This is a genomic window from Variovorax sp. PBL-E5, assembly GCF_901827185.1.
Classification (GTDB): Bacteria; Pseudomonadota; Gammaproteobacteria; order Burkholderiales; family Burkholderiaceae_C; genus Variovorax.
On record NZ_LR594673.1, the window covers coordinates 399,142 to 425,141 of the forward strand.

Here is a 26,000-nt window from a genome sequence, read left to right on the forward strand (position 1 = left end):
ATGGCCCACACCGTCCCGCTCTTTCGCGCCGCGCACGGACGCACCGGCGACAAGGGCGATCGCTCCAACATCAGCGTGATCGCCTGGCATCCGGCGCTCTATCCGCTGCTGGTCGCGCAACTGACGCCCGACGTCGTCGCCGACCAGTTCCGCTACCGCATGCCCAGCCGGGTGCAGCGCTTCCTGCTGCCGAAGCTGCACGCCATGAACTTCGTTCTCGATGCGGTGCTCGACGGCGGCGTCAACGACGCGCTCAACCTCGACACGCACGGCAAGGCGCTGTCCTTCCTGCTGCTCGATCTGCCGATCGATGTGCCGCGCGATCTCGAACACCTGCTCGCCGGACCCGCCGGGCGCTGATTCTTTTCTTGCCTCATTCCATCAGGAGACACCCCCATGATCCGCTACCGCTCGCTGGCAATGGCCACCGCCATCCTGGCATCCGCAGGACCCCTGCTGGTGCAGGCACAGGGCTTTCCCGACAAGGCCATCACCTTCGTGGTGCCCTTCGCAGCCGGCACCGCGACCGACCAGATCGCGCGCACCCTGGCCAACGGCGTCGGGGCCGAGACCAGGCAGCCGGTCATCGTCGACAACAAGGCCGGGGCCAGCGGCTTCATCGCCTCGCAGAACGTCGCCAAGGCCGCGCCCGACGGCTACACGGTGCTCATCACGACCAACACCACGCACGCGGCGAACGAGCACCTGTTCAAGAAGCTGCCCTACGATCCGGTGAAGGATTTCGCACCGATCACGGCGCTCGGCAAGGGCGGGCAGATCATGGTGGTGAGCCCATCGTTTCCGGCAAAGACCGTGGCCGAGTTCGTCGCGCTCGCGAAGAAGGAGCCGGGCAAGTACAGCTTCGGCAGCGGCAGCTCATCGAGCCGGATGGCGGGCGAACTGCTGCAGCAGATGGCCGGCATCAAGCTGCTGCACGTCCCGTACAAGAGCAACACGCTGGCCGTGACCGACCTGCTGGGCGGCCAGATCAGCATGATGATCACCGACACCGCGACCGGCCTGCCGCAGGTCAAGGCCGGCAAGCTGCGCGCGCTCGGCATGTCCAGCGCCAGGCGATCGCCGCTCGCGCCCGACGTGCCGACGATCTCGGAGGCCGGCGTCAAGGGCTACGAGATGGGCTACTGGTTCGCCGCCTACGCGCCTGCGCGGACGCCGCCCGCGATGGTGAAGCGGCTGAACGAGCTGCTGGTCAAGGCCGCAAGGAGCGACGCCGCCCGGACCGGCTTCTACGAGCCGACCGGCACCGAGGTGTACACCACCTCGCCCGAAGAACTGGCGAAGTTCCAGACCGCCGAATCGCAGAAGTGGGGCCGCATCGTGACGGCCGCGGGCATCGAAGCCGAGTAGAGGGCGCTAGGCGCGGGTGCGCCCGCCTACGTCGAGACCAGCTCGGACTTGCCGCCCAGGGCCACCCTGAACGCCACGAACGCCGTCAGCGCGGCCGCCAGCAGCACGGTCGTGGCCGAGCGCGCCGGATCGTCGCCCAACGCGACCAGCAAGGTGCAGACGGCGCCGGTCGCCATCTGCGCGAAGCCGTAGAGGCCGGCCGCCGATCCCGTCAGCTGCGGGTTCACGCTGATGGCCTTGGTCAATGCAGCCGGGCTGGTGATCCCGGTTCCCAACGTGAACAGGAACATCCACACCAGGGTGCCGGCCACGTCGAGCCGCCCCAGCAGGACCGTGGCCAGCAACCCGGCAGCGCTGACGATGCTCAGCACATTGCCGGCCAGCATCAGGCGCTCGACCCCGATCTTTCCGACCATGCGACCGGTGAACGCGTTGCCGAAGCTCATCCCGAAGATGAGCAGGCCGAGGTACAGGCCGACCTCGTGCACCGGCCGATGCAGGTCGGTGACGAAGATGAAAGGTGCCGCGGCGATGAAGGCATAGACGGCCGTCGTCGCGCACCCTCCTCCGAGCGCGAGGCCGACGAAGCGGCGCGAGCGCAGCAGCGCGCGGTAGTCGCTCGCCAGCGTTCCGATGCTCAGCGAGCGCCCGGGCGGCGCAGTTTCCGGCAGCAGCTTCCAGGTGATGACCAGTGTCGCTGCGCCCAGCGCCGCAGTGAGCCAGAAGATGGCGCGCCATCCCAGCGCCGTCGAGACGACGCCGCCGACCATCGGCGACAGTCCGGGACTGACCATGATCATCAGATTCATGAGCGCCAGCTGGCGCACCATGTCCTCCGAGTGCGTCGAATCGCGCACGATCGCCCGGCCCAGCGCCAGGCCCGCGCAGCCCCCGAACGCCTGGACCAGCCGCGCGCCCACCAGCGTGTAGACGCCGGGCGCCAGCGCCGCGGCCAGGCCGCCGGCCGTGTACAGCGCGAGCCCCGCGATCAGCATCGGCCGCCTGCCGAGGCTGTCGGACATCGGGCCGTAGAAGAGCTGTCCGACGGCCAGTCCGATGATGTAGAAGCTGACCGTCATCTGCATCTGGCCGACCGGCGCGCGAAGGTCTGCCGTTGCGTAGGGCAGCGCCGGCACGAACATGTGCATGGCCATCGTCCCGCTGATGGTGATGATGACCAGAAGCCAGAGCGGCGGGCGCTTCGCCGGGGCGAAGGTCATACCGACGCCTCTATCGACTCCGAGACCGCCTCGGAAATCCGCACGATCACCGCGAGCGCCGCTTCGAGTTCCGCAGCCGGAATGACACTGAGCAGCCGCCGGCGCGCGTCAATGGCGACCTTCTCCACTTGCGCCACCACCACCTTGCCGCGCGGCGTCAGCGTGATCGTCTTGGCACGGCGATCCGCGCCCTCCTGCCGCTCGATGTAGGCGGCCGTCTGCAGGAGATCCAGCAGGCGCACGACCGAGGAACTGTCCAGCCCGAGCGACAGGGCCAGGTCCTTCTGGCGCAGCGGCTCTTTCGCCCGCGAGACATGCAGCAATGCGAGCCAGGTGGCCTCGGTCATGCCGAGCGGCTGCAGCTCGACATCCAGCGCGCGGCGCCACAGGCGTGCCAGTTGAGAGACGGCGGTGGGGAAGGAGTTTCGGACCTGGTCGGGGCGCAGCGCCATGCATTGGATGGTACATCAATTGATGACATGCCATCTTTTTCGGCCCACTACTCTCGGGCACGGCGGCCCGGATTCGCCGTGTCAGCGCAACGAGACGCGCGCCAGGGTTCGGATGAAGTGCGGTAGTTCCGGCGTCGGCCTGCGCGGCACCTTGGCCCCGTCGTCGTAGCGCCGCAGCCGCACCGCCTCGGCGGCAAAGGGCTTCTCGATGAAGCGGACCGCTTCCTCGGCCGAATAGACGCCGCCCTGCAGTTCGAGGCTGCGCTGCGAGGCGGGCGACAGCGTGCCGTGGTAGCCGGGATCCACCGCGCAAAGGTAGCGCTTGGCGTCGACGTGCAGGCCGATCGGCTCCAGCACCGCGGCCGGCAGCAGGTGGCGAAGAAAAGGCAGCGCGATGTACTGGTGCAGGTCGTCGCGCGCCGGCGGCGCGGGCCGATCCGGCTCGGCCGCCAGCAGATGGCCGAGGTCATGCAGCAAGGCCGCGACGACGGTCTCGGGCGTTTCGCCGTTCGCCTCGGCGAGCTGCGCGCACTGCAGCGCATGGTCGAGCTGGCTGACCGCTTCGCGGCCGTACTGGCGCTGGCCGCGTGTGCCGAGCAGGCTGGCGATTTCGTCGACGGTCAAAGGCACGGGCGGATCTCTCTCAGATGAAAAGCTTTCGGATGCGCGCGGACACGAGGTCGATCGCGCTCACGGTGACGACCACGATGATCATCACCGCGCAGGTTTCGGCGTACTGGAAGCCGCGGATGATTTCCCACAGCACGACACCGATGCCGCCCGCGCCGACCATGCCCACCACGGTGGCCGAGCGCACGTTCGACTCGAAGCGGTACAGCGCATACGAGATCCACAGCGGAATCACCTGCGGGATCACGCCGTAGATGATCTCGTGCAGCGCGCTGGCGCCGGTCGAGCGGATGCCCTCGACCGGCTGCGGATCGATCGCCTCCACGGCCTCGGCGAAGAGCTTGGCCAGCACGCCGGTGGTGTGCACCCACAGCGCCAGCACGCCGGCGAACGGGCCCAGGCCGACGGCGACCACGAACAGCATCGCGAACACCATCTCGTTGATGGCGCGGCAGTTGTCCATCAGGCGGCGCATCGGCTGGTAGACCCACCACGGCACGATGTTGGCCGAGGCCAGCAGCGCCATCGGCACCGCGGTGACGACCGCGAGCGCCGTGCCCCAGAGCGCGATCTCCAGCGTGACCACCATCTCTTCCACGTACATCCGCCACTGCGTGAAGTTGGGCGGAAAGAACTCGGCCGCGTAGGTCGCCATGTTGCCCGAGTCGCGCCAGAGGTCGAGCGGCCGCATGTCGGCGCCCTTCCACGATGCAACCAGCAGCGCCAGCAGGATGGCCCAGCCGAACTGCGCGGCCAGGCTGCGCCGCGGCGCCGCCATGACCGCGAGCGCGGGACGCGGGGTGAGAACGGTCGGTTGCATGGCGATGGCTGCGGTCGTGCGGTGCGGCGTGCGTGGCTCAGTTCAGGGCGGCGAGCTTCTTGTCGATCTCGGCGATGCGCGCCTTCTTGTCGTCCTCGCTCACGGCCGCGTCGACTTCGAGCTTGGTGCGCTGGCCGAACAGGTCGAGCTGGCGGATCGGCAGCAGTTGCTTGTCGCTGGAAGCCTTGAAGCCCGAGAGCTTCGACAGTTTCATCAGCACTTCCTTCTCATGCGCGTCGGTCTTGCCGTAGTTGTAGAAGAAGTTCTTGATCTTGGTCTTGGTCGCCTCGGGCACATCCTTGCGCATGACCAGCGGGTCCAGGGGGATCAGCGGCGAGGTCCAGACGATCTTGATGTCCTTGAACTTCTCGGGGAAGTGCTCCTTGATCTTCTCCATGTTCTCGCTGTTGTTGGTCGCCACGTCGACCTGCTTGTTGGCCACGGCCAGCGCGTTGGCTTCGTGGTTGGAGCTGCGCGTGACCTTGAAGAGGGTCTTGGCGTCGAGGTGGTTCTTGGCGAACACGTAGTAGCCCGGAACGAGGTAGCCCGAGGTCGAGTTCGGATCGCCGTTGCCGAAGCTCAGGTTCTTGGCGTTCTTGAGCACGTCGTCGAGCGTGTTGAGCGGGCTGTCGCGGTTGACGATCAGGTGCGAGTAGTAGCCCTCGGTGCCGTCGGCATTGACCATCTGCGCGAACACCTCGCCATTGGCGCGGTCCACCGCTTCCATGGCCGACTTGTTGCCGAACCAGCCGAGCTGCACCTTGTTGAAACGCATCGCCTCGATCACGCCGGCATAGTCCGATGCGAAGAAGGGCGTGACCTTCAGGCCGGTCTGCCTGCTCATGTCGTCGAGCAGCGGCTGCCAGACCTGCTTGAGGCTTTGCGAGGTCTCGGTCGAGATGATGCTGAAGTTGATGCTGTCGGCCTGCGCGAAAGCGCCTGTCATGCAAAAGCCGATGGCCACGGCCGCGCACAGTTTCTTGATCATGGAAAACTCCGAAGGTTGGGTAGGAAAAATCAGGCGGCCTGGGCCGCGGGCATCGGGCGCAGTGCCGACGGCAGCACGTGCACATTGGCGCCGTCCTGCGGCCGCATCGGCGGCGCGAGCAGTTCTTCGGCCTGCACGCCGTAGAGCTTGTGCAGCAGCGCCGGCGTCAGCGCCGAGGAGGCCCCGTCGAACACCACCTGGCCCTGGTTGAGTGCGACGACGCGCGGGCAGTACTTCATCGCCATGTCGACCTGGTGCAGCGAGACGATCACGGTGCAGCGGTCTTCGCGGTTGATGCGCGCGAGGATCTCCATCACGTTGCGCGAGGACTCGGGGTCGAGCGAAGCGATCGGCTCGTCGGCCAGCACCACCCGGGCGCCCTGCACCAGCGCGCGGGCGATCGCGGCGCGCTGCTGCTGTCCGCCCGACAGCGTCGAGGCGCGCTGCGCATGGCAGTCGGCGATGCCGACACGCGTCAGCGCTTCGAGCGCGCGGACGCGCTCCTCGGCCGTGAACGCGCGCAGCCAGCCGCGCCACCACGGCGTGCGGTGCAGCGAGCCGACCAGCACGTTCACCAGCACCGGCAGCCGCGCCACCAGGTTGAACTGCTGGAACACGAAGCCGACCTGCGCGCGCACCTTGCGGATGTCGCGGTGGATGCGCCCGCCCTGCTGCACGCGGCGGCCGTCGATCTCGACCAGCGACTCGCTCCCGCCGTCCGCGGTCACCAGGCCGGCGAGATGGCGCAGCAGCGTGGACTTGCCGGAGCCCGAGGCGCCGATCAGCGCCACCATCTCGCCACGCTGCACATTGAGATTGACGTCGCGCAGTGCGTGCCGGCCGTTGGCGAAATGCTTGTTGAGCTGGCGGATGCGCAGGATGGTTTCCATGGAATTCCCAAGTCGTCTAGACAACAGGAGTCTGAAGAAAAGGCATGACCGCCCGTTGACAGGACGGCGACGTGCAGATGTCAGCGCGCGGCGCTCAGAGCACGCGCCGCCCTTCGCGCCAGACGCTGCGCACCACGGCGTGGCGCGCGCCGCCCGGAAGCTCGGTCATGCGCACCTGCACGAGGTCGGCGCGCAGGCCGGGCGCGATCGCGCCGCGGTCGGGCAGGCCGGTGGCGCGCGCCGGCGCGCTCGTGACTGTCGCCACCGCCTGCGGCAGTGTGTAGATGCCGTCGTCCACCAGCCGCATCACCGCGCTCAGCAGGCTGCTCGGCACGTAGTCGGAGGACAGGATGTCGAGCAATCCGTGGCGTGCCAGTTCGGCGGCCGCGACGTTGCCCGAATGCGAGCCGCCGCGCACCACGTTCGGCCCGCCCATGATGGTCGAGAGCCCGCGCTCGCGCGCCGCCCGCGCGGCCGCCATCGTGGTCGGGAATTCCGACATGCTGGCGCCTTCCGCATGCGCCTGCTCGACATGCGCGACCGTGGTGTCGTCGTGGCTCGCGAGCGCGATACCGTGCGTGCGGCAGTAATCGACGAAGTGGCGGCGGTGCGGCTCGGCATAGCGCGCCTGCTGCTCCCCGGCCTCAGCCACGCGGCGCTCGAATTTCTCGTGGCTCCAGCCCTTCTTGCCGGTGTAGTAGATGCGCGCGATGTCGATGTTCTCCCACTGGCGCTGGCCCGGCGTATGGTCCATCAGCGAGAGCATCGACAGCCGCGGGTGCGCATGGAAGGGCTCGAACAGCGCGACCGTGTTGGGCGCCGGCAGCTCGCAGCGCACGTGCAGCCGGTGGTCGGCGCGCAGCAGGTCCTGCACGATGCAGGTGTCGAGCGTGCCGAGCACCTTGTCCCAGGTGCTGCCGCGCAGGCTTTCGGTATCGGCCTCGCCGACGCCCAGCGCGTCGAACACGGTCGTGATGCCGGCCGCGGCGACCTCGGCATCGTGCGCGAGCAGCGCCGGCAGCTCGGCCCACTGCACCTTCGGCCGCGGCATCAGGTGGCGCTCGAAGTTGTCGGTGTGGACCTCGACCAGTCCGGGCAGCAAGTAGTCGCCCTCCATGTCGATCGCCGACGCGACGGCGGTGTGGCCGTGGTCGAGCCGCGCGATGCGGCCGTCGACCACCGACACACTGCCCCGGACCATCTCCTGCGGCAGCACGATGCAGGCGTTGCTGAAAACTGCGTTGGCGTTCATCGGATCCTCTTGAAGTCTGCGACGTTGACGCGGCGCGTGGCGACGGCGGCGCCGACCTCCGCGTCGTGGAAGATGCCGACCATGGCCGCGCCGCGCGCAGTCGCCTCGCGGATCAGTTCGATCACGGTCTGCGTGTTGGCGGCATCGAGCGAGGCCGTGGGTTCGTCCAGCAGCAGCAGCGGCTTGGGCTTGATCATGTTGCGCGCGATGTTGATGCGTTGCTGTTCGCCGCCCGAGAAGGTGGCCGGCGGCAGCTCCCACAGGCGCTCGGGGATGCGAAGGCGCGCGAGCCAGGCGCGCGCGGTCTCGCGCGCGGCCTCGATCGCGCCGGCGTCGTCGCCCGCGTCCTCGGCCAGCGGCTCGGCCACCACGTCGAGCGCCGCCACGCGCGGGATCACGCGCAGGAACTGGCTCACGTAGCCGATGGTGTCGCGCCGCAGGCGCACCAGCTCGCGCGGCGCGACCTCGGTCACTTCGACCGCTTCGCCGCCCGCGGGCCGCACCGTGATGCGGCCCGCGCTCGCACGGTAGTTCGCATAGACGAGCTTGAGCAGCGTGCTCTTGCCGAGGCCGGAGGCGCCGTCGAGCACCACGCATTCGCCGGCCGCGACATCGAGGTCGATGCCGTCGAACACCGAGAGTTCGAGCCGGTTCTGATGATGCAGGGTGAAGCGCTTGGCGACGCCGCGCAGTTGCAGCAGGGGCGGGTTCATGGCTGGAGCACCGAGGAAACGAGAAGCTGGGTGTAGGGATGCTGCGGATCGTCGAGCAGCTGGTCGGTGAGGCCGGCTTCGACCACGCGGCCCTTGTGCATCACCATCATGCGGTGCGCGAGCAGCCGCGCCACCGCGAGGTCGTGGGTGACGACGATGGCCGCGAGCTGCATCTGCCGCGTGAGCTGGCGCAGCAGGTCGAGCAGGCGCGCCTGCACCGACACGTCGAGGCCCGAGGTCGGTTCGTCCATGAACATCAGGCGCGGTGCGGTGACCAGGTTGCGCGCGATCTGCAGCCGCTGGCGCATGCCGCCGGAGAAGGTGCGCGGCGCATCGTCGATGCGGCGCGGGTCGATCTCCACGCGCTGCAGCCATTCGCCGGCCGTTGCGCGCAGGCGCCCGTAGTGCCGATGGCCGAGGCCCATCAGGCGCTCGCCGACGTTGGCGCCGGCCGAGACGTCCATGCGCAGGCCGTCGGCCGCGTTCTGGTGCACGAAGCCCCAGTCGGTGCGCGCGAGCAGCCGCTGCGAAGCTTCGCTCATCGCGAACACGTCCTCGAGGCGGCCGTCGCGCGTGAGGAATTCGACGCTGCCGCTGTCGGGCCGGCTGCGCGCCGCGACCGCATCGAGCAGCGTGGTCTTGCCGGAACCCGATTCGCCGACCACCGCGAGCACCTCGCCGGGCCAGAGATCGAAAGAGGCGTTCTCGACCGCGACGCGCTCGCCATAGCGCTTGCCGATGCCGCGCACGCGCAAGAGGGGATGGCTCACTGGAGTACCTTCGCGCAGCAGCGCTGCGGTATTCGCCTTCGGAACGGCCGGGCGGCTCATGACGCGACCTCCTCCAGCGGACCGACCTCGACGGCCGCCTCGGCCTGGCGCGTTCGGCAATGGTCGGAGTCGGAGCACACGTGCATGCGCGTGCCGCGGTCGTCGGTGATGATCTCGTCGAGGAAGCTGTCGGTCGCGCCGCACAGCGCGCACGGCGCATCCCAGCGCTGCACCTCGAAGGGATGGTCCTCGAAGCTCAGGCTTTCGACCGGCGTGTAGGGCGGCACGGCATAGATGCGTTTCTCGCGGCCGGCGCCGAAGAGTTGCAGTGCAGGGTTCATGTGCATCTTCGGGTTGTCGAATTTCGGGATCGGCGACGGCGACATCACGTAGCGGCCGTTGACCAGCACCGGGTAGTCGTAGGTGGTCGCGATGTGGCCGAAGCGTGCGATGTCCTCGTAGAGCTTCACGTGCATCAGCCCGTACTCGGCCAGTGCGTGCAGCGTGCGGGTGCTTCGCTCGCGCGGCTCCAGGCGCTGCATCGGCTCGGGCACCGGCACCTGGTAGACCAGCACCTGGCCCTCGGCGAGCGGCGCCTCGGGAATGCGGTGGCGGGTCTGGATCAACGTCGCCTCGGTGGTGCGCGTGGTGGTGCGCACGCCGGTGGTCCGCTCGAAGAAGCGGCGGATGTTGACCGCATTGACGGTGTCGTCCGAGCCCTGGTCGATCACCTTGAGCACCTCGCGCGGACCGATCACCGCGGCCGTCACCTGGATCCCGCCGGTGCCCCAGCCATAGGGCAGCGGCATCTCGCGCGAGCCGAAGGGCACCTGGTAGCCGGGGATCGCGACTGCCTTGAGGATGGCGCGGCGGATCATGCGCTTGGTGCGCTCGTCAAGGTAGGCGAAGTTGAAATTCTCGTCATTCATTCTTCATCTCCGACGGCAGCGGGCGTCGCGGCGCGCATGCGGCGCACCAGTTCGAGCTCGGCCTGGAAGTCCACGTAGTGCGGCAGCTTCAGGTGCTGCACGAAGCCCGAGGCCTCGAGGCTGTCGCTGTGCGAGAGCACGAACTCCTGCATCTGCGCCGGCGCCTTGACCGCCTCGCCGAGTTCGTCGGCGCGCAGTGCGCGGTCGACCAGGCTCATCGCCATCGCCTTGCGCTCGCAATGGCCGAACGTGAGCCCGTAGCCGCGCGTGAACTGCGGCGGCTCGGTCTTGCTGCCGGCGAACTGGTTGACCATCTCGCACTCGGTGATCTCCATGTCGCCGATCGAGATCGCGAAGCCGAGCTCTTCGGGCTCGATCTCGAGCGCCGCACTGCCGAAGCGGATCTCCCCGACGAAGGGATGGCTGCCCGCGTAGCCGCGCTGCGTCGAATAGGCCATCGCGAGCAGGAAGCCCTCGTCGCCGCGCGCGAGGTTCTGCAGCCGCGTCGCGCGGTCGGCCGGAAAGCGCAGCGGTTCGCGTGTGAGGTCCACCGGCGCCGGATCGCCGGGCGGCACGGGCCGCTTCTCGATCAGGCCTTCGTGGTCGAGCAGGTCGACCACGCGCGGCACCTCGGCAGGCGCGGCGTCGTTGGCCGCGTGCATCTGATCTTTGCGCGCGGGCTCCTGGCCGGCGGCCAGCAGCGAGAAGTCGAGCAGCCGCTGCGTGTAGTCGTAGGTCGGGCCGAGCACCTGTCCGCCCGGCAGGTCCTTGAAGGTGGCGGAGATGCGGCGGTCCAGTTCCATGCGCGCGGTGGCCAGCGGCACGCTGGTGCCCAGGCGCGGCAGCGTGGCGCGGTAGGCGCGCAGCAGGAAGATCGCCTCGACCAGATCGCCCGCGGCCTGCTTGATCGCCAGTGCCGCGAGTTCGGGGTCGTACACCGAGCCCTCGGTCATCACGCGGTCGACCGCGAGCTTGAGCTGCTCGCGGATCTGCGCGACGCCGAGCTCGGGCGTCGTGCCGGCACCGCGGCGCTGTTCGGCGAGCAGGCGGTAGCTGGCGAGGATGGCGGCTTCTCCGCCCTTGACGGCAACGTACATCTCAGTTCTCCATCCGGATGCGCGTGGTGCGCGGGAGCCCGACGATCTGCCGCTCGGTGGCGAGGAACAGGTCGATGCCGCACGGGAAGGCCGCGTGCTCGGCGGCGCGCTGCGCCACCAGCGCGTGGGCGGCCTGCGGCGCGAGGCCGACCGTCAGCCGCACCTGGCCGCGGATGCCGGGGCCATGCAGTTGCCAGGCCGCGCCGCCGGCCGCCGCGTCGGCGAAGGCCGGCACTTCGAGCACGCAGGTCGCCGATTGGTCGGGGTAGGTGTCGCTGCCCTGGGCGAAGCCGTCGAGCGCGGGCATCTCGTCACCGGCTGCGACCCACGCGAACTGCGCCTGCGCCGGTTCGTCGACCAGCACGCAGCCGCAGTGAAAGCGCAGCCACGCCGCCGCGTCGCTGCCGGCCAGCGAAGGCGACAGCCAGAGCCTGCAATCGGGATCGAGCAGCGCCAGCAGCAGGGCCGCGGCCGCCGCATGACCGCGCGCGGGCACCTCGGCATCGTGCGGCACGTCGACCGGCCGGCCAGGATGCGACAGCGCCTGCAACGCCGCGCGGAACACGGCCTGGCTGCCGAGCGCCGGGTCGGAGAAACCGGCGCCGATGGCGGCGAGTTCGCTGGGGGTCATGCGCCCTCCTCCTCGTCCTCGCCCGCGCTGCCGGATTCGCGCGCCACGGTGAAGAACTCGACCTTGCTGGCCTGGGCGCGCGCACGTCGCGCCATGCGTTCGCGGGCCAGGTGCGCGCGCACCGGCGCCAGCAGACTGGCGTCGAGCACGGCATGCTGTGCCGGATCCTGCAGCAGCGCATCGGCCGTCGCGGCCAGTTGGGCATGCCGGTGCGAGCGGCCGAGCACATAGGCAACGCCGACCGGCGCCTCGTGCTGCAAGGGCTCGGCCAGCCGGAGCGCGCAGCGCGTGACGGTGACTTCGCCGAGATTGAAGCGCTCGCCGGTGCCGCCGGCGCGGCCCTGGACCATCATCAGCCCGGTCTCCGGCGCGCGCAGCCAGCGCGGCGTCTTGCGTGCGTGCGCGCAGAGCGCGGGTTCGAGCAGCGCCATCGGCGCGCGCGCCAGCAAGGCCATCCACTGCGCGCGCTGCGGCGGCCGGTCGGCCGGATGGCTGTCAAAGGCATGAAACATGGAGGTGGTACTCTGCGAAAGTTGTATAGACAAATCGAACAACAGCCGCGAGCTTAGAACCGGGCCATGTAGCTTTCATGACAGCCATCACCTCACTCTCCGCATCTTCTTCCGCCGCCCTTTCCGCGCCCGCCGTGCGCGACAGCTTCTGGATCCGCATCGCGGCCGAGCTGGCCGAATCAATCGCACGCGGCATCTATCCGCCGGGCCAGCGGCTGCCTTCGGAACATGCGCTGGCCGAGCAGTTCGGCGTCAACCGCCACACCATTCGCCGTTCGCTCGCGAGCCTGTGCAGCCAGGGCCTGCTGCGCGCGACCCAGGGCAGCGGCACCTATGTCGAGGACTTTGCGGTCGACCTCGTGCTCACCAGGCGCACGCGCCATCACCAGAACATGGCGCAGGCAGGACTGCGCGGCGCGTTGCGCGTGCTCGACGCGCGCAACGTGCGTGCCACCGCGGCGCAGGCGCGTGCGCTGCGTGTGCCGGCGCGAAGCCCGGTGCTGTGCCTGCACGTGCTCGGCGAGGCGGAGGGCCAGCCGCTGCATGTCGGCGAGCGCTGCTTTCCGCTGCCGCGCTTCGCGGGTCTCGACGATGTGGTGCGCGAGACCGGCTCGATCACCGCGGGCTTCGAAGCGCGCGGCGTGGCGGACTACACGCGGCTGGAAAGTCGCATCACGGCGCAGATGCCCGAGGCCGCGGTGGCGGCCCATCTGCGGCAGACCGCGACGCGGCCGGTGCTCGCGGTCGAGAGCATCAATGTCGACACGGCCGGCGTGCCGATCGAATTCGCGCTGGCCTGGTTCGCGGGCGACCGCGTCACGCTCACGGTGGCGCACGATGCGTGACAACCATCGCTATGCGGCGTACTTCGCGCCGGCGGTCGACGATGCGTGGTGGCGCGCGGGCAGCCGATGGCTGGGCCGCGATGCGGCGCAACGCCACGCGCTGCCGCAGCCTCCGGTGCCCGGCATTGCCGACGCGGTGCAGGCTCGGCTCACGCAGGCGCCGCGGCGCTATGGCTGGCATGCCACGCTGAAGGCACCGTTCAGGCTGGCGCCCGGCGTCGACGCGGGCGCGTTGCGCGAGCGCATGCGAGCGCTTGCCGCCGGCTTCGAGCCTTTCACCTTGCCGCCGCTCGAGGTCTGCCGGCTCGACGACTTTCTGGCGCTGGTGCCCAGGCCGATGAACCCGGCGATCGATGCGATCGCCGCTGCGTGCGTGAAGGGCCTGCAGCCGCTGGCCGCGCCGCTGCCGCCGGCCGAGCTGGCGCGCCGCCGCGCCGCGGGCCTCACACCGCTCGAGGATGCGCTGCTGCTGCGCTGGGGCTACCCGTTCGTGCTCGAGCGCTTTCGCTTCCACCTGTCGCTGACCGGCGCGTTGGGCGACGCCGAGCCGTCCATCACCGAGGCGCTGGAGCGCACGGCCTCGGCATGGTTCGGCGACATGCCGGCATGCCGCTTCCAATCGATCGCGCTCTTCGCGGAGGCGCAGCCCGGCGCGGACTTCGTGCTGGTCGAGCACTTCCGGCTCGGCGCATGAACGGCGGCAAGGGAAAGGGTCGGCTCATCTACGTGATGGGTCCTTCGGGTGCCGGCAAGGACAGCCTGCTGGCCTGGCTGAAGGCAAAGCTGCCGCCGCAGGCCGATGTGCATTGGGCGCGCCGCACGATCACGCGACCGGTGCGGCCCGGCGACGAGCAGCATCACAGCGTGGATGCCGATGCGTTCCGGCGTTTGCGCGACGCGCAGGCCTTCGCGTTCCACTGGCAGGCCAACGGACTGCATTACGGCGTGCAGCACGTCGAGCTCGCGCCGCTCGCGGCCGGCCACCGGGTCATCGTCAGCGGCTCGCGGGCCTACCTGCCGCAGGCGCTGGACAGGTTTCCGGAGCTGGCGGTGGTGCAGATCACGGCGAGCGTCGAGACGCTGCGCCACCGCCTGCTCACGCGCAGTCGCGAAACACCCGAGGCGGTCGAAGCACGCGTGCGGCGCGCGCTCGCCTATCAGGCGCCGGCACACGCGATCGTGATTCGCAACGACGGCACACTCGATGTCGCGGGCGCGGCACTGTTGAGCGCATTCGAACGACTTTGATGCACCGCTCCGTGCGCGTGGCATGCGAAGGCTTGGCGGGGCACGTTCAGATGGCGGCCTGCTCGGCGGCGACGAAGAAACCAGAGCGAGGAATCGGCGCGTCGACTTCGTTTATCGCGAGTCTGGCGTCGCCCTTCTCCCGCCTTGCGGCGGACGCCATGAGGCCAGCTCAAGGTCCTCAAATAGAATCGAGGGGCGCGCAATGCGCCGGGCATTCGCCCTTCCCCTTCATCCATCAACATAGAAGAATCATGGCAACTGCAAAGAAGACCGCAAAGACGGCACCTCTCAAGAAGGCCGTCCCGGCCGCGAAGACCGCACCCGCCGCTGTCAAGCCGGTCAAGGAAACGTTCACGAAATCGGGACTGGCGAGCCATCTGGCCGAACAGTCCGGCGTCGAACCCAAGGCCGTGAAGGCCGTACTCGCCGCGTTGGAAACAGCCATTCTTGGCTCGATCAACAAGAAGGGCGCGGGCGAATTCACGCTGCCGGGTCTGCTCAAGATCGGTGTGCTGAAGGTGCCCGCCAAGAAGAAGCGGCGTGGCATTGACCCGTTCACGAAAGTCGAGCGCGAGTTCCCTGCCAAGCCCGCCACGGTGCGCATCAAAGCCCGCGCGCTGAAGAAACTGAAGGACGCGGCACTCTGATCGGCAGCGCTGCGTGCGTCTGACGCACGCAGCGGCCAGCCATTTCTCACGAGGGTCGCAGGAAGACGTTCGGCTGCGCGGAAAGTTCGCACCAGAACCGGACCGCCGAGGCGTGAAGTCGCGCATCAGGCCCATGCTCGGCTTCAAGTTCTTCGAACGTGCGGCGGTGTGATGACTACTTGGCGGAGCGAAAGCTGCATCTGCCGCGCGTCTTCCAAGTTCCGAAAGGCCTCGAAGCAGTCACCGCGAGAAGCGTCTCGCTGAGCGCAATCGAGTGCGGCTGGGACGAGCTCCTGCGCTTGGCGGCGTCCATTCGATCCGGGCGTGTGTCAGCCACTCCGGCCCTACAGCGCTTCGGCTCGGCCGCGCAAGGCGACCCCTGCATCGGGCAGCTGAACCTTGGGACGGCTGCTGCGCACTGTCTTCCTGTGCGACTACATCGCCATCGAGGACTTCCGGCGCGAGATCCACACGCGACTGAACCGGGGCGAATCGGGGCATCAGCTCCAGCGCGCGGTGTACAGCGGCATCCGAACGACGCAGGTCGTGCCATGACGAGCAATCGCGTCGTTCGGCGGCTTCCAGCTGTAGGTGCCTTCCCCATGCGCGCGGACACGATTCTCGCTTTCTCGAATGGCAAACGCAGGGGCCAAAAGGAAATGCATCGCGGGCGGCTGACAGACTACCGCCCGGCGTCGTCTCGCGATGTCTGGCTGAAGCGCGCACGAGGCGCGCAGCCCCCTCCTGCGCGCGGCCGCGAAGTCACCAGTGGGGATGAACCGGCCGGAAGATCGGCCGCCACAGATACCGTCTGGCGATCTGGCCGTAGCCGCTGTAGTAGAAGTTGCCGTTGGCCTCGAGCACCGCGCGACGGTTGCGGTGGAAATACCCGGGCATCTCGTACCACGGCATCGTCGGGCACCGATGGTGCACATGGTGCAGGTTGTTGTTGAGGAAGAGCAGCCCGAACACGGCATTCGACTCGACGATCGCGACCCGCTCGTGGGGCGAATCGTCCCAGCGGTGTTCGGTGAAGGAACGCAGGGCGCCCAGCATCATGCCCGGGTAGACGAAGCACAGCAGGTACTCGCCCAGGCCCATGCCCGAAACCCGGGTCACGTACCAGAGGACGGGCGCGGCGCTCAACGCGTGCACGAGCCAGATGCCAACGTGCGAGAAGTCGCCTGCGGCCAGTCGGCCCAGCTCCGCGCGCAGCATGTTGCCAAGACAAAGGCAGGGCCCCCCGATCAGCCGGAACGCGAGCGTCTGGTTGGCAGCGATGACCGCCCGCTGCACCGGGCCGTAGCCATCCCATGCGGCGGCCGAGTGGTAGACGCTCTCCGAATCCTTCTGCGGATGGGTGAGATGGAAGTTGACGTGGTGGGCGCTGTGGCTGCGGTGATAGAGCGGATAGGGAAGCCAGAGATTGAGCGGGGGCCAGACCAGTGCCCATCGAACGAGCTTCGGAATGCGGCGCATGGCGTGGATGGCTTCGTGCTGCAGCGAAGCGTGCAGTTGCCCGATGCAACCGCCCAGCACGAACAACAGCACGCCAGGGACGGCCGCATGTGCGAGGACCAGCGCCGCCCAGGCCAGATAGACGAATATCGCGAGAACCCAGGTCGGGGCTTCGCAACGCCGCCACCAGCGCGGCGCAGCGGCGGCGTTCGACGAGAGGGTGCGAGCGAGCGTGGTCATGCGGGCATGTCGAGGGAACGACAAGGAATCTTGCCTGGGGCCGAGGCATTCGCTTGCTCCCATTGCGCATGAGCACATGCACAAAATCTTTCCGGTCACAGCGGCCCATGCGCCTACAGTCCTTCCTTCATGGCCCGTCCGTCCTTGCCATCGTCCATCACGCCCCAGGCGCTTCACGGCCTGCTGCTGGACGACCAGGAACTCGCCCTTCTCGACGTGCGCGAGGCACGCGCGTATGTGGGCGGCCATCTGAACCTCGCGCGGCTCGCCCCGCTCTCCTGCCTGCCGCTCGACGTGCGCGCGCTGGTGCCGCGTCTCGGCACGCCGGTGGTGCTCGTCGATGCCGGCGACCCGCACGGCCCGGCGCCGCGTGCGGCAAAGCTGCTGGCCCGGCTCGGCTACACCGATGTGCGCACGCTGGCCGGCGGCACGGTCGCCTGGCAGGCGGCGGGCTTTGCGCTGATCGACGGCTATGGCACGCTCGTCAAGGCATTCGGAGGCCAGGTGCTGGCCCACCATGCGACGCCCACCTGGCAGGGCGATGCATTGCGGGCGCACCGGACGGCCGGTACGCCGGTGACCCTGATCGACGCGCGGCCCGCAGACGAATATGCGTTCCTGTCGCTTCCAGGCGCCGGCAATCACCCGGGCTGCGAACTCGCGCTGCGCCAATGGCCCGTCGATGCGCAAGCCGGCCCCTGGGTCGTCCACTGCTTCAGCCGCACGCGCGGCATCATCGGCAGCACCAGCTTGCGCCTGCTCGGTCATCCCGATGTGCACTTCCTCGAGGACGGCGTCATGCAGTGGGCGCTCGAAGGCGCGCCCGTCTTGCAGGACGCTTTGCCGGCTGTCGATCTGCCTGCAGCGTCCGATGAAGCCCTTCGCCGCCGGGCCGACGACCTGATCGCGCGCCACGACCTGCCGCTGCTGCACCCGGACCTGCTCTTGCGCCGGCAGGCCGAGGCCGACAGGACGCTCTACCTTTTCGATCTGCGGCCGGGCGCCGTCGTCGACGGCACCCCGCCCGGTGTGGGCGCCGTTGCCGGTGGCCAGTTGCTCATGCACTTCGAGAACCTGATCGGCACTCGCGGCGCGCGCATCGTGCTGCTGGATGAACCGCATCGCCTTCGCGCAGCCGTCACTGCCTTCTGGCTGCTGCAATTGAACCAGGCCGAGGTGTTCATCCTGGACGGCGAATTGCCCGCTTCGTGGATCGCAGGGCGCGACAGCGGCGAAGACCTGACGGCATCCGCCGGCGAAGGGCTCTCGCCAGCCCAACTGGCCGCGCTGTTGCGTTCCGCGCCGGCGCGCATCCGCGTGATCGACGTCGGTCCGAGCGCCGATTTCGAGCGCGCACACCTTCCAGGCGCGGACTACCTGTTGCCCTACACGCTCGAGCCGGTCGCCGCACTGCAACGGCCCGGCCTCGCCATCGTCTTCACTTCGCCCGACGGCCGGGCCGCCCGGTGGGTCACGGCCGAGGTCCGCGAACGCTGGCCCGACTGCCATGCCGAGTGGCTTCAGGGCGGCACCGATGCATGGCGGGCCGCCGGGCGGCCGACCGAGCAGGTTTGGGAACCCGCCCAACGCCTCACGCCCTTCGAGGACGACTGGGGTTCGGTGATGCGGGTGCCGGCCTCGCATCGCGACCGCGCATGGACCGACTACCTCGTGTGGGAGCGCGGCCTGAGCGCACGCGTGGTGCGCGATCCCACGGTGCGCTTTCGGCTCTTCTGAACGCTGGTTTCGCTCGCGCCGACCCGGTCGCTCAGGCCTGCGCCGGCGCGTGCGGCTCGCCCAGTGACAGCATCAACCGGTTGGCCCAGTTGAAGAAGGCCGCGCCATGGATCACGTCGGCGATCGCGAGATCGTCGAGGCCCACGGCGAGAAATGCGAGGCGAAGCGCGCATGCACCGACGCGCAATAGATGCAGCCGTTGTAGCGCGAGGTCGCTGCGGCCGAGAGTTCACGCTCGGCACGCGGCAGGCCGGCATCGGGGTTGTAGAAGATGTCCTTGTCGGTGCGAGTGCGCGCGCCGAGGATGTCGGGGTCACGCGCGAGAAGCATGAAGTACGGCGACTTGGCGCGCGACGCGTCGACCAGGCCCGTCCGATGGCGCTCCGTCAGCTCGGACTCGGGCAGCGGCTCGAGCCAGGGCAGCCAGTCGAGCACCGCCTGGGTGAACGCGTCGGGCGGGACGTTGTCGGGATGCGAGAGGGTTGGATGGCTCATGAGGTGACCCGATCAGGCAGTGACGGAAGATGCAGGGCGGGCCGCGAGCGCACGCAGGCCGGCGACCACGCGGATCTGGAAGGACAGGAAGGCCACCAGCTGCGACAGCGTGACGATGTCGGTGGTGGACCAGCCCGCATCAAGCAGCGCCTGCAGGTCCGCGGCCTTCGCGTCGCGCGGATGCAGCACCAGCAGGTGGGCATGCACCAGCGCGGCCGACAGCCGCGCACCGAGCACGGCACGGTGCGCGTCGCCAATCGCATGAACAGGTCCGGGCGCGTCCTCGATGCTCAACGGGCCCACGGGAAAGCGGCCGTACGGACCGTGTGCAGCGGCTTGCGCGGCTTCGGCAGCGACTGCTTCGAGCAGGCGGGTCGGGCCGTTCGCGCGCGCCAGGCCGCGGGCGTAGAAGGCAGCGAACTCGGCCTGCCCGTGCAGGCCGGCCACGAAGACTTCGGTTTTCGCATGAGCACATGCCGAAAGCTTCGTGGTCAAGCGGCGCGCGACAGCCTACGCTGCGACGAACCTGAAAGAACGATCCATGAAAATTCTCGTGGCGGGCGCTGGCGCCCTGGGCGGCTACTTCGGCGGCAGGCTGCTGCAGGCCGGGCAGGACGTGACCTTCCTGGCGCGCCCCTCGCGCGCGGCCCAACTGGCGGCGAGCGGCCTGGTCATCCACAGCCCGTGGGGCGATGCGCATCTGGCGTCGGCGCCGACCGTGCTCGCGCATCAGTTCAAAGCGCCCGCCGACCTCGTCATCGTGGCCTGCAAGGCCTACGACCTCGAAGGAACGATCGCTGCATTCGCCCCCGCGGTCGGTCCCGAGACCACGATCCTGCCGCTGCAGAACGGACTGCGCCATATCGACCGGCTGACGGAGCGCTTCGGCTTTCGCAAGGTGCTCGGCGGACTCGGCGCGATCTCCGCTGCGCTCGATGAGAGCGGCGCCGTGCTGCACCTCGGCCGCGAGCACACGCTGGCCTTCGGTGAACTCGATGGCGTGCACAGCCCGCGGGTCGATGCGATCGCCGCCGCGTTCGCATCGGCCCGCTTCGACAGCCAGCCGAGCGACCGGATCATGCAGGCCCTGTGGGAGAAGTGGGTGCACGTCGCGACGCTGGCCGGCGCCACCAGCCTGATGCGCGCGAGCGTGGGCGACATCGTCCGCGCCGGGGCGCAGGGCGTGGCCCTCGAGCTGCTCAACGAGTGCAGCCGCATCGCCGCGCACAACGGCTTCGCGCCAAGTCCCGAAGCGCTGGGCCGAACCCGCGCGGCCGTGACAGCGCCGGGTTCGTCCCTCACCGCCTCCCTGCTGACGGACATCGAGCGCGGCGCACCGACCGAAGGCGATCACATCCTCGGCGACTTGCTGCGCCGCGGACGCTGGTCGACCGCCGACACGGTGCTGCTGCCCCTGGCCTATGCCCAGCTGCGCAGCTACGAAGCCAGACGCACACGCGACACCGCAAACGCCGAACCGGCGCAACGGCTCGCCGCCTGACGACGCTCAACCCGCGCGGCGCTGCCCCGCGAGCCGGCGCACCACCGCCACCAGCCGGTCGATCTCGTCGAAGGTGTTGTAGAAGGCCAGCGACGGCCGCACCGTCGTCTCGACGCCGAAGCGGCGCAGGATCGGTTGCGCGCAATGGTGTCCGGTGCGCACCGCGATGCCTTCGTCGTTGAGTGCGTGGCCCACTTCCTCGGTGCTGTAGCCGTCGAGAACGAAGGACATCACGCTGGCCTTGTCGGCGGCGGTACCGATCAGCCGCACGCCTTGGACCGCGCCCAGTTGCTGCATGCCGTAGACCAGCAGCTCGTGCTCGTAGCGCGCGATGGTCTCGATGCCGATCTGGTTCACGTAGTCGATCGCGGCACCGAGGCCCACCGCGTCGGCGATGTTGCCGGTGCCGGCTTCGAACTTGTTCGGGATCGGCTGGAACACCGTCTTCTCGAAAGTGACATCGGCGATCATGTTGCCGCCGCCCTGCCAGGGCGGCATGTCCTCCAGCACTTCGCGCTTGCCCCAGACCACGCCGATGCCGGTCGGTCCGAACACCTTGTGGCCGGAGAACACGAAAAAGTCGGCGCCGATGTCCTGCACGTCGACCCGCATGTGCGAGACCGACTGCGCGCCGTCGACCAACGCCCGAGCGCCGGCGCGGTGTGCGAGCGCGACGATCTCCTTCACCGGCACCACCGTGCCGAGGGCGTTCGAGACCTGCGTGACGGCGACGATCTTCGTGCGGTCGTTCAGCAGCTTGCGGTACTCGTCGAGCAGCACCTGGCCCGAATCGTCGACCGGGATCACGCGCAGCGTCGCGCCCCTGGCCGAGGCGAGCTGCTGCCAGGGCACGATGTTGGCGTGATGCTCGAGATGCGAGACGATGATCTCGTCGCCCTCGCCCACGTGCTGGCCGCCCCAGCTCTTGGCGACCAGGTTGATCGCCTCGGTGGTGCCGCGCACGAAGATCACCTCGTTCACGTCGGGCGCGTTGAGAAACAAGCGCACGCGTTCGCGCGCGCCCTCGTAGGCATCGGTGGCGCGCGCGGCGAGTTCGTGCGCGGCGCGGTGGATGTTCGAGTTCTCGTGTTCGTAGAAGTACGAGACGCGGTCGATCACCGGCTGCGGCTTGTGGGTGGTGGCGGCGTTGTCGAACCAGACCAGCGACCGACCGTTCACACGCTCCTGCAGGATCGGGAAATCGCGCCGCACGGCATGCACGTCGAAGGGCTGCCGCTGGCCTGCGGTGGCCACCGGCACGTCGCCATGCGGTGATGGCTTGGCGGGCGTGACGTAGCCGCTGGTCAATCGCACCGAGTCGACGAAGTAGTACTGCGGCTCGGTCGAAGGCGCAAGGTCCGGGGCCTGTTCGGGCGGCTTCGTCAGCAGGCGCCGGACATCGCCGCCTTCGGGCTGCGCGAAGGGATAGCTCGCAAACCCGTCGTGCACGCCGAGCACCGCGTCACCGAGCCGCGGCTCGTGCGCAGGCAAGGCGCTCTGCAGCGAGTCAGGCACGCCATTGCCTGCCACCGCATGCGGCAGCAGGGATGGGGCCCGGTTGCCGATCGACAGCACCTGGGTCGGCGACGCGGGAATGAGATTGGCGCCCGGCACCTGTCCTTGCGGGATCGGCGTGCCCGGCACGCTGGGGCCGAAGCCGGCCGGGCTCACCAGCGGCGAGCCGGGCGGCGCCAACTGCGAAGGCGCCTGCACGCCGGGCGGCAGGGCCTGGCCCGGCAGCGCGGCGAAAAGCTGGCTCGCCATGCGCGCGAGCACGACCGGGTCGAACGGCGCCTCGGCCTGCTGCGGGATCGACGGCAGGCCAGGTGGAGAAAGAGACGTGCTCACGCTCGGCGTCTTACTTGTAGGTGTCGGGGTAGTCGTGGTACTTGCCGATCTCGACATCGTCGAGCACGGCCAGCGCATCCGGCGTCAGGACCGCCAGCGAGCAATACAGCGAAATCAGGTAGGAGGCGATCGCGTGGTTGTTGATTCCCATGAAGCGCACCGACAGCCCCGGGCTCTGTTCACCGGTCAGGCCCGGCTGGAACAGGCCGACCACGCCCTGGCGCTTGTCGCCCACGCGCAGCAGCAGGATCTTGCTCTTGCCATCGGCCAGCGGCACCTTGTTGGACGGGATCAGCGGGATGCCGCGCCAGGTGATGAACTGCGAGCCGAACAGGCTCACGGTGGGCGGCGGCACACCGCGGCGGGTGGCTTCGCGGCCGAAGGCAGCGATGGCCAGCGGATGGGTGAGGAAGAACGCGGGCTCTTTCCAGACCTTGGTCAGGAGTTCGTCGAGATCGTCCGGCGTCGGCGCGCCGGTCAGCGGGAAGATGCGCTGCTCGTCCGTCACCTGCGACAGCAGGCCGTAGTCCGGATTGTTGATGAGCTCGCTTTCCTGGTTCTCCTTGATCGTCTCGATCGTGAGGCGCAATTGCTCCTTGATCTGGTCGTGCGGACTGCTGTAGAGGTCGGAGATGCGCGTATGCACGTCCAGCACGGTGCTCACGGCGTTGAGGAAATACTCGCGCGGCTGCTCCTCGTAGTCGACCCAGGTGCGCGGCAACTGGTTCTCGCTTTCGCGCGCGGTGCACGTGACCTGGATCGACTCCGGATTCTTCACCTTGTTGAGGCGGTAGATGCCGGCCTCCACGGGCACCCACTGCAGCAGGTGCGTCAACCAGCGTGGACTGATGGTTTCGAGCTGGGGAACCGTCTTGGTGGCATTGGCTAGCTGGCGCGCGGCGCTGTCGCCGAGGGCGTGCGTTCCGCCGACTGTGGCTGTCATGAGGGGAGACTCCGTGGTTCGGGAAGAGGGACTGCGGGAAGTGTCGAAGGCTTCGGGTTTCCCCTCAACGGGCTATAGCCGCCAAGTTGATGAGCTGGCCGGCACGCCGCTCGGCAAGCTGCTCGCAGTGCGCGAGCAGCGCGGCCACGTCGAGCTGCAGCGCGAGCGCGAGCTTCTCGGCCGTGACGATCGAGGCGATGACGCGCCCGCGCTCGATCTCGCCGACGTAGGAACGATCGAGGTCCGAGCGTTCGGCCAACTGGCCCTGCGACCAGCCGTTGCGCACGCGCAGCTGGCGCACTGCCACGCCGAAGCATTCCACCAGTCCCGTCATCACTGCGCAGCCGCCGACAGCACCTCGCCGGACGCCGCCGCGTTCTGCACGCCGGCCTGCGTGACGCTGGCGCCGGGCGGCACATCGGCCGTCAGCCAGACGTTGCCGCCGATGACCGCGCCGCGGCCGATCGTGACGCGGCCCAGGATCGTGGCGCCGGCATAGATCACCACCTCGTCCTCGACGACCGGATGGCGCGGCAGGCCTTTCTGAAGCAGGCCGTGGCCGTCGACGGGGAAGCGCTTGGCACCGAGCGTCACGGCCTGGTAGATCCGCACGCGCTGGCCGATGACCGCGGTCTCGCCGATCACGACGCCCGTGCCATGGTCGATGAAGAAGCCACGGCCGATCTGCGCGCCGGGGTGGATGTCGATGCCGGTCTGCCCGTGGGCCAGCTCGGCCACGATGCGCGCGAGCAGCGGCAACTGCAATCGATAGAGCCGGTGCGCAAGCCGGTGGTAGATCATGGCCAGCACGCCCGGATAGCACAACAGCACCTCGTCGACGCTGTGCGCGGCCGGGTCGCCCTGGTAGGCCGCGACGACGTCGCTGTCGAGCAGCCGGCGAATGCCCGGCAAGGCTGCGCCGAAAGCGCGCACGGCCTCGCGCGCCTCGGCATCGATCTCTGCCGCCGGGCGCGGCGCATGCCGTGCCACGTAGTGAAGTTCCAGCCGCGCCTGCGCCAGCAGCGCATGCAAGGCAGCGTCCAGCGTGTGCGCGACATAGAAGTCCTCGCTGTCCTGGCGCAGATCGAAGGGGCCGAGGCGCATCGGAAAGAGCACGCCCTTGAGTTGCTCGGCCACGCCGGCCAATGCCTCGCGTGACGGAAACTCCCGGCCCGCGGGCTCGCGCTGGCGCTTCTGCGCCTCGCGCCATTCATTGCGCACACCGCGCAGCTCGCCGACCCACTGGCCGACGTCGAATCCGCTCATGATTTTTCCTCCTTGATGCGGCGTGCCCGGGCGCGCGCTCTTCTCGTTTTTTTCGTGGTGCGCGTCCCGCGTCAGTCCTGAACCCAGGGCAGCTGGTGGAAGCGCCAACCGTCGGCGGCACCACGATGCTGCGCGGCATCGATCTCGCCTTCGAAACCTTCCAGCACGTTGAAGACATGGCTGAAGCCGGCCTTGGTCGCCGCTTCGGCCGCAAGCGCCGAACGCTTGCCGCTGCGGCACAGCAGCAGCACCACCGCGTCCTTGCCACCGTCCCTGGCCAGCCTGGCTTCCAGTTCGCGCACGAAGCGGGGGTTGCGCGTGAGCGCCGTGCCCGTGGCCCACGGCACGTGCAGGCTGTCGGGCACATGGCCCACGAACTTGCGCTCTTCGCCCGAGCGCACGTCGACCAGAACCGCTTCGCGCTGTTGGACGAGCTGCCACGCGACCGGAGGCGCGACACCGCCGGCATAGGGCAGATGCTGTTGCGCCGCTGCGGCTTGTGCCTGCTCCAGCGCTCGCGGGAGTGCGAGGGTCTCGACGTCAGATGACATGAAAGAAATGCTCCGTGGTTTGAGGGATTGCCCATCTCGCCCTGATGGCGATAGCCCACTTTAGGCCGGACGACGGCCAGCACCAACGACCGATAAGTCAATTCCTAACAACCATTTGATCTATGCGCCGGGCACGTCAGGAAGCCGGCCAGAACACCAGCGCACGCAGTTCGATGCTGCGCCGCGGCGGCGCCTCGGGCGAGGTGTCCGGATGAACGAAGGCGCTGTGCGCCGTCAGCCGCGCCGTGCCGTCCGCGCGCGAGTCGTAGATCTTCAGCAGCAGCGGCTCGTCGCTGCGCAGGCGCGGAAACCAGTACCAGCGGTGCTCGGGGTTGTGCAGGAACGAGCAGGTCTCGCCGACCTTGTCGGGGTAGACCAGGTCGCTGGGCACGAGATCCCCGGGCGCGATGGAGCGCGCATCGCACATCGCCAGCGGCAGCTGCTCCACGGTCGCCAGCGGCCGCCAGAGGTTGATGATCGCGAAGCGATGCTTCAGCCGGTCGGCCGCCTCCCCGGGCGGCAGATGGTCGCGCACGCGGCGCGGGGCCGAGACGAAGGTCTGGTCGTTGTGCACGCGTCGCACCGGCTCCCGCAGCGTCTTCGTGGCGCGCGAGCCCTTCGCGCTGTCGCGCAGGGTGTGATCGAACACGACGACCTTCTCGGCCCCCGTGGCGGCACGCAGCAGCTGCGCCGATTCGGCGTAGTACACATCGCGGATGGCCGCGTCGTCGGAGAAGTCGCTCAGGGCGCTGCGATGGGAGAGCTGCGCGAAGCCGCTGCGGTCGAGCGACAGTTCGCCCAACGCAGCCAGTGCGCGGCCATCGTGGATCATCACCCACTCGGGCGCCAGCTCGCCGGTGTTCCACGGCACGCCGGCGGGTGGCTCGAAGGTGTAGCTCACCGGGCGACTCACGCCCGGCGCCAGGTAATTGAGCTCCGCCATCACGGC

29 protein-coding genes and 3 pseudogenes are annotated in these 26,000 nt (G+C 68.9%); 9 read left to right on the forward strand and 23 right to left on the reverse strand.

The genetic code is table 11. The features are described 5' to 3' along the window. Positions 1–360, forward strand: a complete 360-nt coding sequence (locus WDLP6_RS33825) for an AtuA-related protein (RefSeq protein ID WP_232077712.1) — start codon at positions 1–3, stop codon at positions 358–360. 36 nt (positions 361–396) lie between these two features. Next, positions 397–1,368 carry a Bug family tripartite tricarboxylate transporter substrate binding protein gene (locus tag WDLP6_RS33830; protein ID WP_162595651.1) on the forward strand — a complete coding sequence of 324 codons (972 nt, stop codon included), beginning with the start codon at positions 397–399 and terminating at the stop codon, positions 1,366–1,368. Positions 1,369–1,394: 26 nt separating this feature from the next. On the opposite strand, the gene WDLP6_RS33835 is transcribed toward WDLP6_RS33830, so the two are convergent. The 13 genes from WDLP6_RS33835 to phnG all read right to left on the reverse strand — a co-directional run bounded on the left by WDLP6_RS33835 (position 1,395) and on the right by phnG (position 12,272). Continuing rightward, entirely contained in the window at positions 1,395–2,588 is a 1,194-nt protein-coding gene (locus tag WDLP6_RS33835) for a multidrug effflux MFS transporter (protein ID WP_162595652.1), read from the reverse strand. Next, positions 2,585–3,040 carry a MarR family winged helix-turn-helix transcriptional regulator gene (locus WDLP6_RS33840; protein WP_162572074.1) on the reverse strand — a complete coding sequence of 152 codons (456 nt, stop codon included), beginning with the start codon at positions 3,038–3,040 and terminating at the stop codon, positions 2,585–2,587. Before WDLP6_RS33840 ends, WDLP6_RS33835 begins: the two co-directional genes overlap by 4 nt. Positions 3,041–3,121: 81 nt before the next feature. Beyond that, positions 3,122–3,670: a phosphonate degradation HD-domain oxygenase gene (locus WDLP6_RS33845; protein ID WP_162572075.1), complete on the reverse strand. Its 549-nt coding sequence runs from the start codon at positions 3,668–3,670 to the stop codon at positions 3,122–3,124. A gap of 13 nt (positions 3,671–3,683) precedes the next feature. Beyond that, a complete protein-coding gene (gene phnE / locus WDLP6_RS33850) occupies positions 3,684–4,490 on the reverse strand; it encodes a phosphonate ABC transporter, permease protein PhnE (protein ID WP_162595653.1) in 807 nt (268 codons plus the stop codon). A 37-nt stretch (positions 4,491–4,527) separates the two neighbouring features. Beyond that, positions 4,528–5,478 carry a phosphonate ABC transporter substrate-binding protein gene (phnD, locus tag WDLP6_RS33855; protein WP_162595654.1) on the reverse strand — a complete coding sequence of 317 codons (951 nt, stop codon included), beginning with the start codon at positions 5,476–5,478 and terminating at the stop codon, positions 4,528–4,530. Positions 5,479–5,507: 29 nt separating this feature from the next. Next, entirely contained in the window at positions 5,508–6,368 is an 861-nt protein-coding gene (phnC, locus tag WDLP6_RS33860; RefSeq protein ID WP_162595655.1) for a phosphonate ABC transporter ATP-binding protein, read from the reverse strand. Between the two features lie 94 nt (positions 6,369–6,462). Next, positions 6,463–7,620: an alpha-D-ribose 1-methylphosphonate 5-triphosphate diphosphatase gene (locus WDLP6_RS33865; protein WP_162595656.1), complete on the reverse strand. Its 1,158-nt coding sequence runs from the start codon at positions 7,618–7,620 to the stop codon at positions 6,463–6,465. Then, a complete protein-coding gene (gene phnL, locus WDLP6_RS33870) occupies positions 7,617–8,333 on the reverse strand; it encodes a phosphonate C-P lyase system protein PhnL (RefSeq protein ID WP_162595657.1) in 717 nt (238 codons plus the stop codon). Before phnL ends, WDLP6_RS33865 begins: the two co-directional genes overlap by 4 nt. After that, positions 8,330–9,163 (reverse strand): phosphonate C-P lyase system protein PhnK, encoded by an 834-nt coding sequence (gene phnK / locus WDLP6_RS33875; RefSeq protein ID WP_162595658.1) that lies wholly within the window; start codon positions 9,161–9,163, stop codon positions 8,330–8,332. Before phnK ends, phnL begins: the two co-directional genes overlap by 4 nt. Next, positions 9,160–10,032: an alpha-D-ribose 1-methylphosphonate 5-phosphate C-P-lyase PhnJ gene (locus WDLP6_RS33880; RefSeq protein WP_162595659.1), complete on the reverse strand. Its 873-nt coding sequence runs from the start codon at positions 10,030–10,032 to the stop codon at positions 9,160–9,162. Before WDLP6_RS33880 ends, phnK begins: the two co-directional genes overlap by 4 nt. Then, positions 10,029–11,129 carry a carbon-phosphorus lyase complex subunit PhnI gene (locus WDLP6_RS33885; RefSeq protein WP_162595660.1) on the reverse strand — a complete coding sequence of 367 codons (1,101 nt, stop codon included), beginning with the start codon at positions 11,127–11,129 and terminating at the stop codon, positions 10,029–10,031. Before WDLP6_RS33885 ends, WDLP6_RS33880 begins: the two co-directional genes overlap by 4 nt. A gap of 1 nt (position 11,130) precedes the next feature. Continuing rightward, positions 11,131–11,760: a phosphonate C-P lyase system protein PhnH gene (gene phnH / locus WDLP6_RS33890; protein ID WP_162595661.1), complete on the reverse strand. Its 630-nt coding sequence runs from the start codon at positions 11,758–11,760 to the stop codon at positions 11,131–11,133. Beyond that, positions 11,757–12,272, reverse strand: coding sequence for a phosphonate C-P lyase system protein PhnG (gene phnG / locus WDLP6_RS33895; RefSeq protein WP_162595662.1), 516 nt, complete (start codon positions 12,270–12,272; stop codon positions 11,757–11,759). Before phnG ends, phnH begins: the two co-directional genes overlap by 4 nt. Positions 12,273–12,349: 77 nt before the next feature. Here phnG and phnF point away from each other — a divergent pair, with 77 nt between their 5' ends. The 5 genes and pseudogenes from phnF to WDLP6_RS33920 form a co-directional block, all read left to right on the forward strand. Further along, the gene (gene phnF / locus WDLP6_RS33900; protein WP_162595663.1) at positions 12,350–13,117 is read left to right on the forward strand and encodes a phosphonate metabolism transcriptional regulator PhnF; all 768 of its coding nucleotides are present in this window, start codon (positions 12,350–12,352) and stop codon (positions 13,115–13,117) included. Then, on the forward strand, positions 13,110–13,811 hold the full coding sequence (locus tag WDLP6_RS33905) for a DUF1045 domain-containing protein (RefSeq protein WP_162595664.1): 702 nt from the start codon (positions 13,110–13,112) through the stop codon (positions 13,809–13,811). The genes phnF and WDLP6_RS33905 overlap by 8 nt, the downstream gene beginning before the upstream one ends. Beyond that, positions 13,808–14,365: a phosphonate metabolism protein/1,5-bisphosphokinase (PRPP-forming) PhnN gene (phnN, locus tag WDLP6_RS33910; protein ID WP_162595665.1), complete on the forward strand. Its 558-nt coding sequence runs from the start codon at positions 13,808–13,810 to the stop codon at positions 14,363–14,365. The genes WDLP6_RS33905 and phnN overlap by 4 nt, the downstream gene beginning before the upstream one ends. Before the next feature lie 251 nt (positions 14,366–14,616). Then, positions 14,617–15,012, forward strand: coding sequence for an HU family DNA-binding protein (locus WDLP6_RS33915; RefSeq protein ID WP_162572149.1), 396 nt, complete (start codon positions 14,617–14,619; stop codon positions 15,010–15,012). 179 nt (positions 15,013–15,191) lie between these two features. Next, a pseudogene (locus tag WDLP6_RS33920) lies at positions 15,192–15,540 on the forward strand (Tn3 family transposase); the annotation flags it as partial. 234 nt (positions 15,541–15,774) lie between these two features. Here the strand turns inward: WDLP6_RS33920 and WDLP6_RS33925 are convergent. After that, positions 15,775–16,710, reverse strand: a complete 936-nt coding sequence (locus WDLP6_RS33925; protein WP_162595666.1) for a fatty acid desaturase — start codon at positions 16,708–16,710, stop codon at positions 15,775–15,777. 129 nt (positions 16,711–16,839) lie between these two features. Between WDLP6_RS33925 and WDLP6_RS33930 the strand changes: the two genes are divergently transcribed. Beyond that, on the forward strand, positions 16,840–18,447 hold the full coding sequence (locus WDLP6_RS33930; protein ID WP_162595667.1) for a rhodanese-like domain-containing protein: 1,608 nt from the start codon (positions 16,840–16,842) through the stop codon (positions 18,445–18,447). Positions 18,448–18,478: 31 nt separating this feature from the next. Here the strand turns inward: WDLP6_RS33930 and WDLP6_RS35585 are convergent. The 3 genes and pseudogenes from WDLP6_RS35585 to WDLP6_RS33940 form a co-directional block, all read right to left on the reverse strand. Next, a pseudogene (locus WDLP6_RS35585) lies at positions 18,479–18,592 on the reverse strand (alkylhydroperoxidase domain protein); the annotation flags it as partial. A 2-nt stretch (positions 18,593–18,594) separates the two neighbouring features. Next, positions 18,595–18,942: pseudogene (locus WDLP6_RS33935) on the reverse strand (carboxymuconolactone decarboxylase family protein); the annotation flags it as partial. Between the two features lie 12 nt (positions 18,943–18,954). After that, the gene (locus WDLP6_RS33940; protein ID WP_162595668.1) at positions 18,955–19,437 is read right to left on the reverse strand and encodes a CMD domain protein; all 483 of its coding nucleotides are present in this window, start codon (positions 19,435–19,437) and stop codon (positions 18,955–18,957) included. 46 nt (positions 19,438–19,483) lie between these two features. Between WDLP6_RS33940 and WDLP6_RS33945 the strand changes: the two genes are divergently transcribed. Further along, a complete protein-coding gene (locus WDLP6_RS33945) occupies positions 19,484–20,443 on the forward strand; it encodes a ketopantoate reductase family protein (RefSeq protein WP_162595669.1) in 960 nt (319 codons plus the stop codon). A gap of 6 nt (positions 20,444–20,449) precedes the next feature. Here WDLP6_RS33945 and WDLP6_RS33950 read toward each other — a convergent pair whose 3' ends face one another. The 6 genes from WDLP6_RS33950 to WDLP6_RS33975 all read right to left on the reverse strand — a co-directional run bounded on the left by WDLP6_RS33950 (position 20,450) and on the right by WDLP6_RS33975 (position 25,994). Continuing rightward, entirely contained in the window at positions 20,450–22,207 is a 1,758-nt protein-coding gene (locus WDLP6_RS33950; protein ID WP_162595814.1) for a family 2A encapsulin nanocompartment cargo protein cysteine desulfurase, read from the reverse strand. A 94-nt stretch (positions 22,208–22,301) separates the two neighbouring features. Continuing rightward, positions 22,302–23,234: a family 2A encapsulin nanocompartment shell protein gene (locus WDLP6_RS33955; protein WP_162595670.1), complete on the reverse strand. Its 933-nt coding sequence runs from the start codon at positions 23,232–23,234 to the stop codon at positions 22,302–22,304. A 64-nt stretch (positions 23,235–23,298) separates the two neighbouring features. Beyond that, a complete protein-coding gene (locus WDLP6_RS33960; RefSeq protein WP_162595671.1) occupies positions 23,299–23,568 on the reverse strand; it encodes a helix-turn-helix domain-containing protein in 270 nt (89 codons plus the stop codon). Continuing rightward, on the reverse strand, positions 23,568–24,500 hold the full coding sequence (gene epsC, locus WDLP6_RS33965) for a serine O-acetyltransferase EpsC (protein ID WP_162595672.1): 933 nt from the start codon (positions 24,498–24,500) through the stop codon (positions 23,568–23,570). Before epsC ends, WDLP6_RS33960 begins: the two co-directional genes overlap by 1 nt. Positions 24,501–24,571: 71 nt before the next feature. Next, complete coding sequence (locus WDLP6_RS33970; protein WP_162595673.1) at positions 24,572–25,051, reverse strand: rhodanese-like domain-containing protein; 480 nt, start codon at positions 25,049–25,051, stop codon at positions 24,572–24,574. A 136-nt stretch (positions 25,052–25,187) separates the two neighbouring features. After that, positions 25,188–25,994, reverse strand: coding sequence for a CmcJ/NvfI family oxidoreductase (locus WDLP6_RS33975; RefSeq protein ID WP_162595815.1), 807 nt, complete (start codon positions 25,992–25,994; stop codon positions 25,188–25,190). Positions 25,995–26,000: the final 6 nt, after the last annotated feature.

Excerpts from the sequence above, each read along its gene's own strand:
- WDLP6_RS33825 (WP_232077712.1), top strand. The coding sequence starts at position 1 with ATGGCCCACACCGTCCCGCTCTTTCGCGCCGCGCACGGACGCACCGGC.
- WDLP6_RS33830 (WP_162595651.1), top strand. The coding sequence starts at position 397 with ATGATCCGCTACCGCTCGCTGGCAATGGCCACCGCCATCCTGGCATCC.
- WDLP6_RS33835 (WP_162595652.1), bottom strand. The coding sequence starts at position 2,588 with ATGACCTTCGCCCCGGCGAAGCGCCCGCCGCTCTGGCTTCTGGTCATC.
- WDLP6_RS33840 (WP_162572074.1), bottom strand. The coding sequence starts at position 3,040 with ATGGCGCTGCGCCCCGACCAGGTCCGAAACTCCTTCCCCACCGCCGTC.
- phnE (WP_162595653.1), bottom strand. The coding sequence starts at position 4,490 with ATGCAACCGACCGTTCTCACCCCGCGTCCCGCGCTCGCGGTCATGGCG.
- phnD (WP_162595654.1), bottom strand. The coding sequence starts at position 5,478 with ATGATCAAGAAACTGTGCGCGGCCGTGGCCATCGGCTTTTGCATGACA.
- phnC (WP_162595655.1), bottom strand. The coding sequence starts at position 6,368 with ATGGAAACCATCCTGCGCATCCGCCAGCTCAACAAGCATTTCGCCAAC.
- WDLP6_RS33865 (WP_162595656.1), bottom strand. The coding sequence starts at position 7,620 with ATGAACGCCAACGCAGTTTTCAGCAACGCCTGCATCGTGCTGCCGCAG.
- phnL (WP_162595657.1), bottom strand. The coding sequence starts at position 8,333 with ATGAACCCGCCCCTGCTGCAACTGCGCGGCGTCGCCAAGCGCTTCACC.
- phnK (WP_162595658.1), bottom strand. The coding sequence starts at position 9,163 with ATGAGCCGCCCGGCCGTTCCGAAGGCGAATACCGCAGCGCTGCTGCGC.
- WDLP6_RS33880 (WP_162595659.1), bottom strand. The coding sequence starts at position 10,032 with ATGAATGACGAGAATTTCAACTTCGCCTACCTTGACGAGCGCACCAAG.
- WDLP6_RS33885 (WP_162595660.1), bottom strand. The coding sequence starts at position 11,129 with ATGTACGTTGCCGTCAAGGGCGGAGAAGCCGCCATCCTCGCCAGCTAC.
- phnH (WP_162595661.1), bottom strand. The coding sequence starts at position 11,760 with ATGACCCCCAGCGAACTCGCCGCCATCGGCGCCGGTTTCTCCGACCCG.
- phnG (WP_162595662.1), bottom strand. The coding sequence starts at position 12,272 with ATGTTTCATGCCTTTGACAGCCATCCGGCCGACCGGCCGCCGCAGCGC.
- phnF (WP_162595663.1), top strand. The coding sequence starts at position 12,350 with ATGACAGCCATCACCTCACTCTCCGCATCTTCTTCCGCCGCCCTTTCC.
- WDLP6_RS33905 (WP_162595664.1), top strand. The coding sequence starts at position 13,110 with ATGCGTGACAACCATCGCTATGCGGCGTACTTCGCGCCGGCGGTCGAC.
- phnN (WP_162595665.1), top strand. The coding sequence starts at position 13,808 with ATGAACGGCGGCAAGGGAAAGGGTCGGCTCATCTACGTGATGGGTCCT.
- WDLP6_RS33915 (WP_162572149.1), top strand. The coding sequence starts at position 14,617 with ATGGCAACTGCAAAGAAGACCGCAAAGACGGCACCTCTCAAGAAGGCC.
- WDLP6_RS33925 (WP_162595666.1), bottom strand. The coding sequence starts at position 16,710 with ATGACCACGCTCGCTCGCACCCTCTCGTCGAACGCCGCCGCTGCGCCG.
- WDLP6_RS33930 (WP_162595667.1), top strand. The coding sequence starts at position 16,840 with ATGGCCCGTCCGTCCTTGCCATCGTCCATCACGCCCCAGGCGCTTCAC.
- WDLP6_RS33945 (WP_162595669.1), top strand. The coding sequence starts at position 19,484 with ATGAAAATTCTCGTGGCGGGCGCTGGCGCCCTGGGCGGCTACTTCGGC.
- WDLP6_RS33950 (WP_162595814.1), bottom strand. The coding sequence starts at position 22,207 with ATGGCGAGCCAGCTTTTCGCCGCGCTGCCGGGCCAGGCCCTGCCGCCC.
- WDLP6_RS33955 (WP_162595670.1), bottom strand. The coding sequence starts at position 23,234 with ATGACAGCCACAGTCGGCGGAACGCACGCCCTCGGCGACAGCGCCGCG.
- WDLP6_RS33960 (WP_162595671.1), bottom strand. The coding sequence starts at position 23,568 with ATGACGGGACTGGTGGAATGCTTCGGCGTGGCAGTGCGCCAGCTGCGC.
- epsC (WP_162595672.1), bottom strand. The coding sequence starts at position 24,500 with ATGAGCGGATTCGACGTCGGCCAGTGGGTCGGCGAGCTGCGCGGTGTG.
- WDLP6_RS33970 (WP_162595673.1), bottom strand. The coding sequence starts at position 25,051 with ATGTCATCTGACGTCGAGACCCTCGCACTCCCGCGAGCGCTGGAGCAG.
- WDLP6_RS33975 (WP_162595815.1), bottom strand. The coding sequence starts at position 25,994 with ATGGCGGAGCTCAATTACCTGGCGCCGGGCGTGAGTCGCCCGGTGAGC.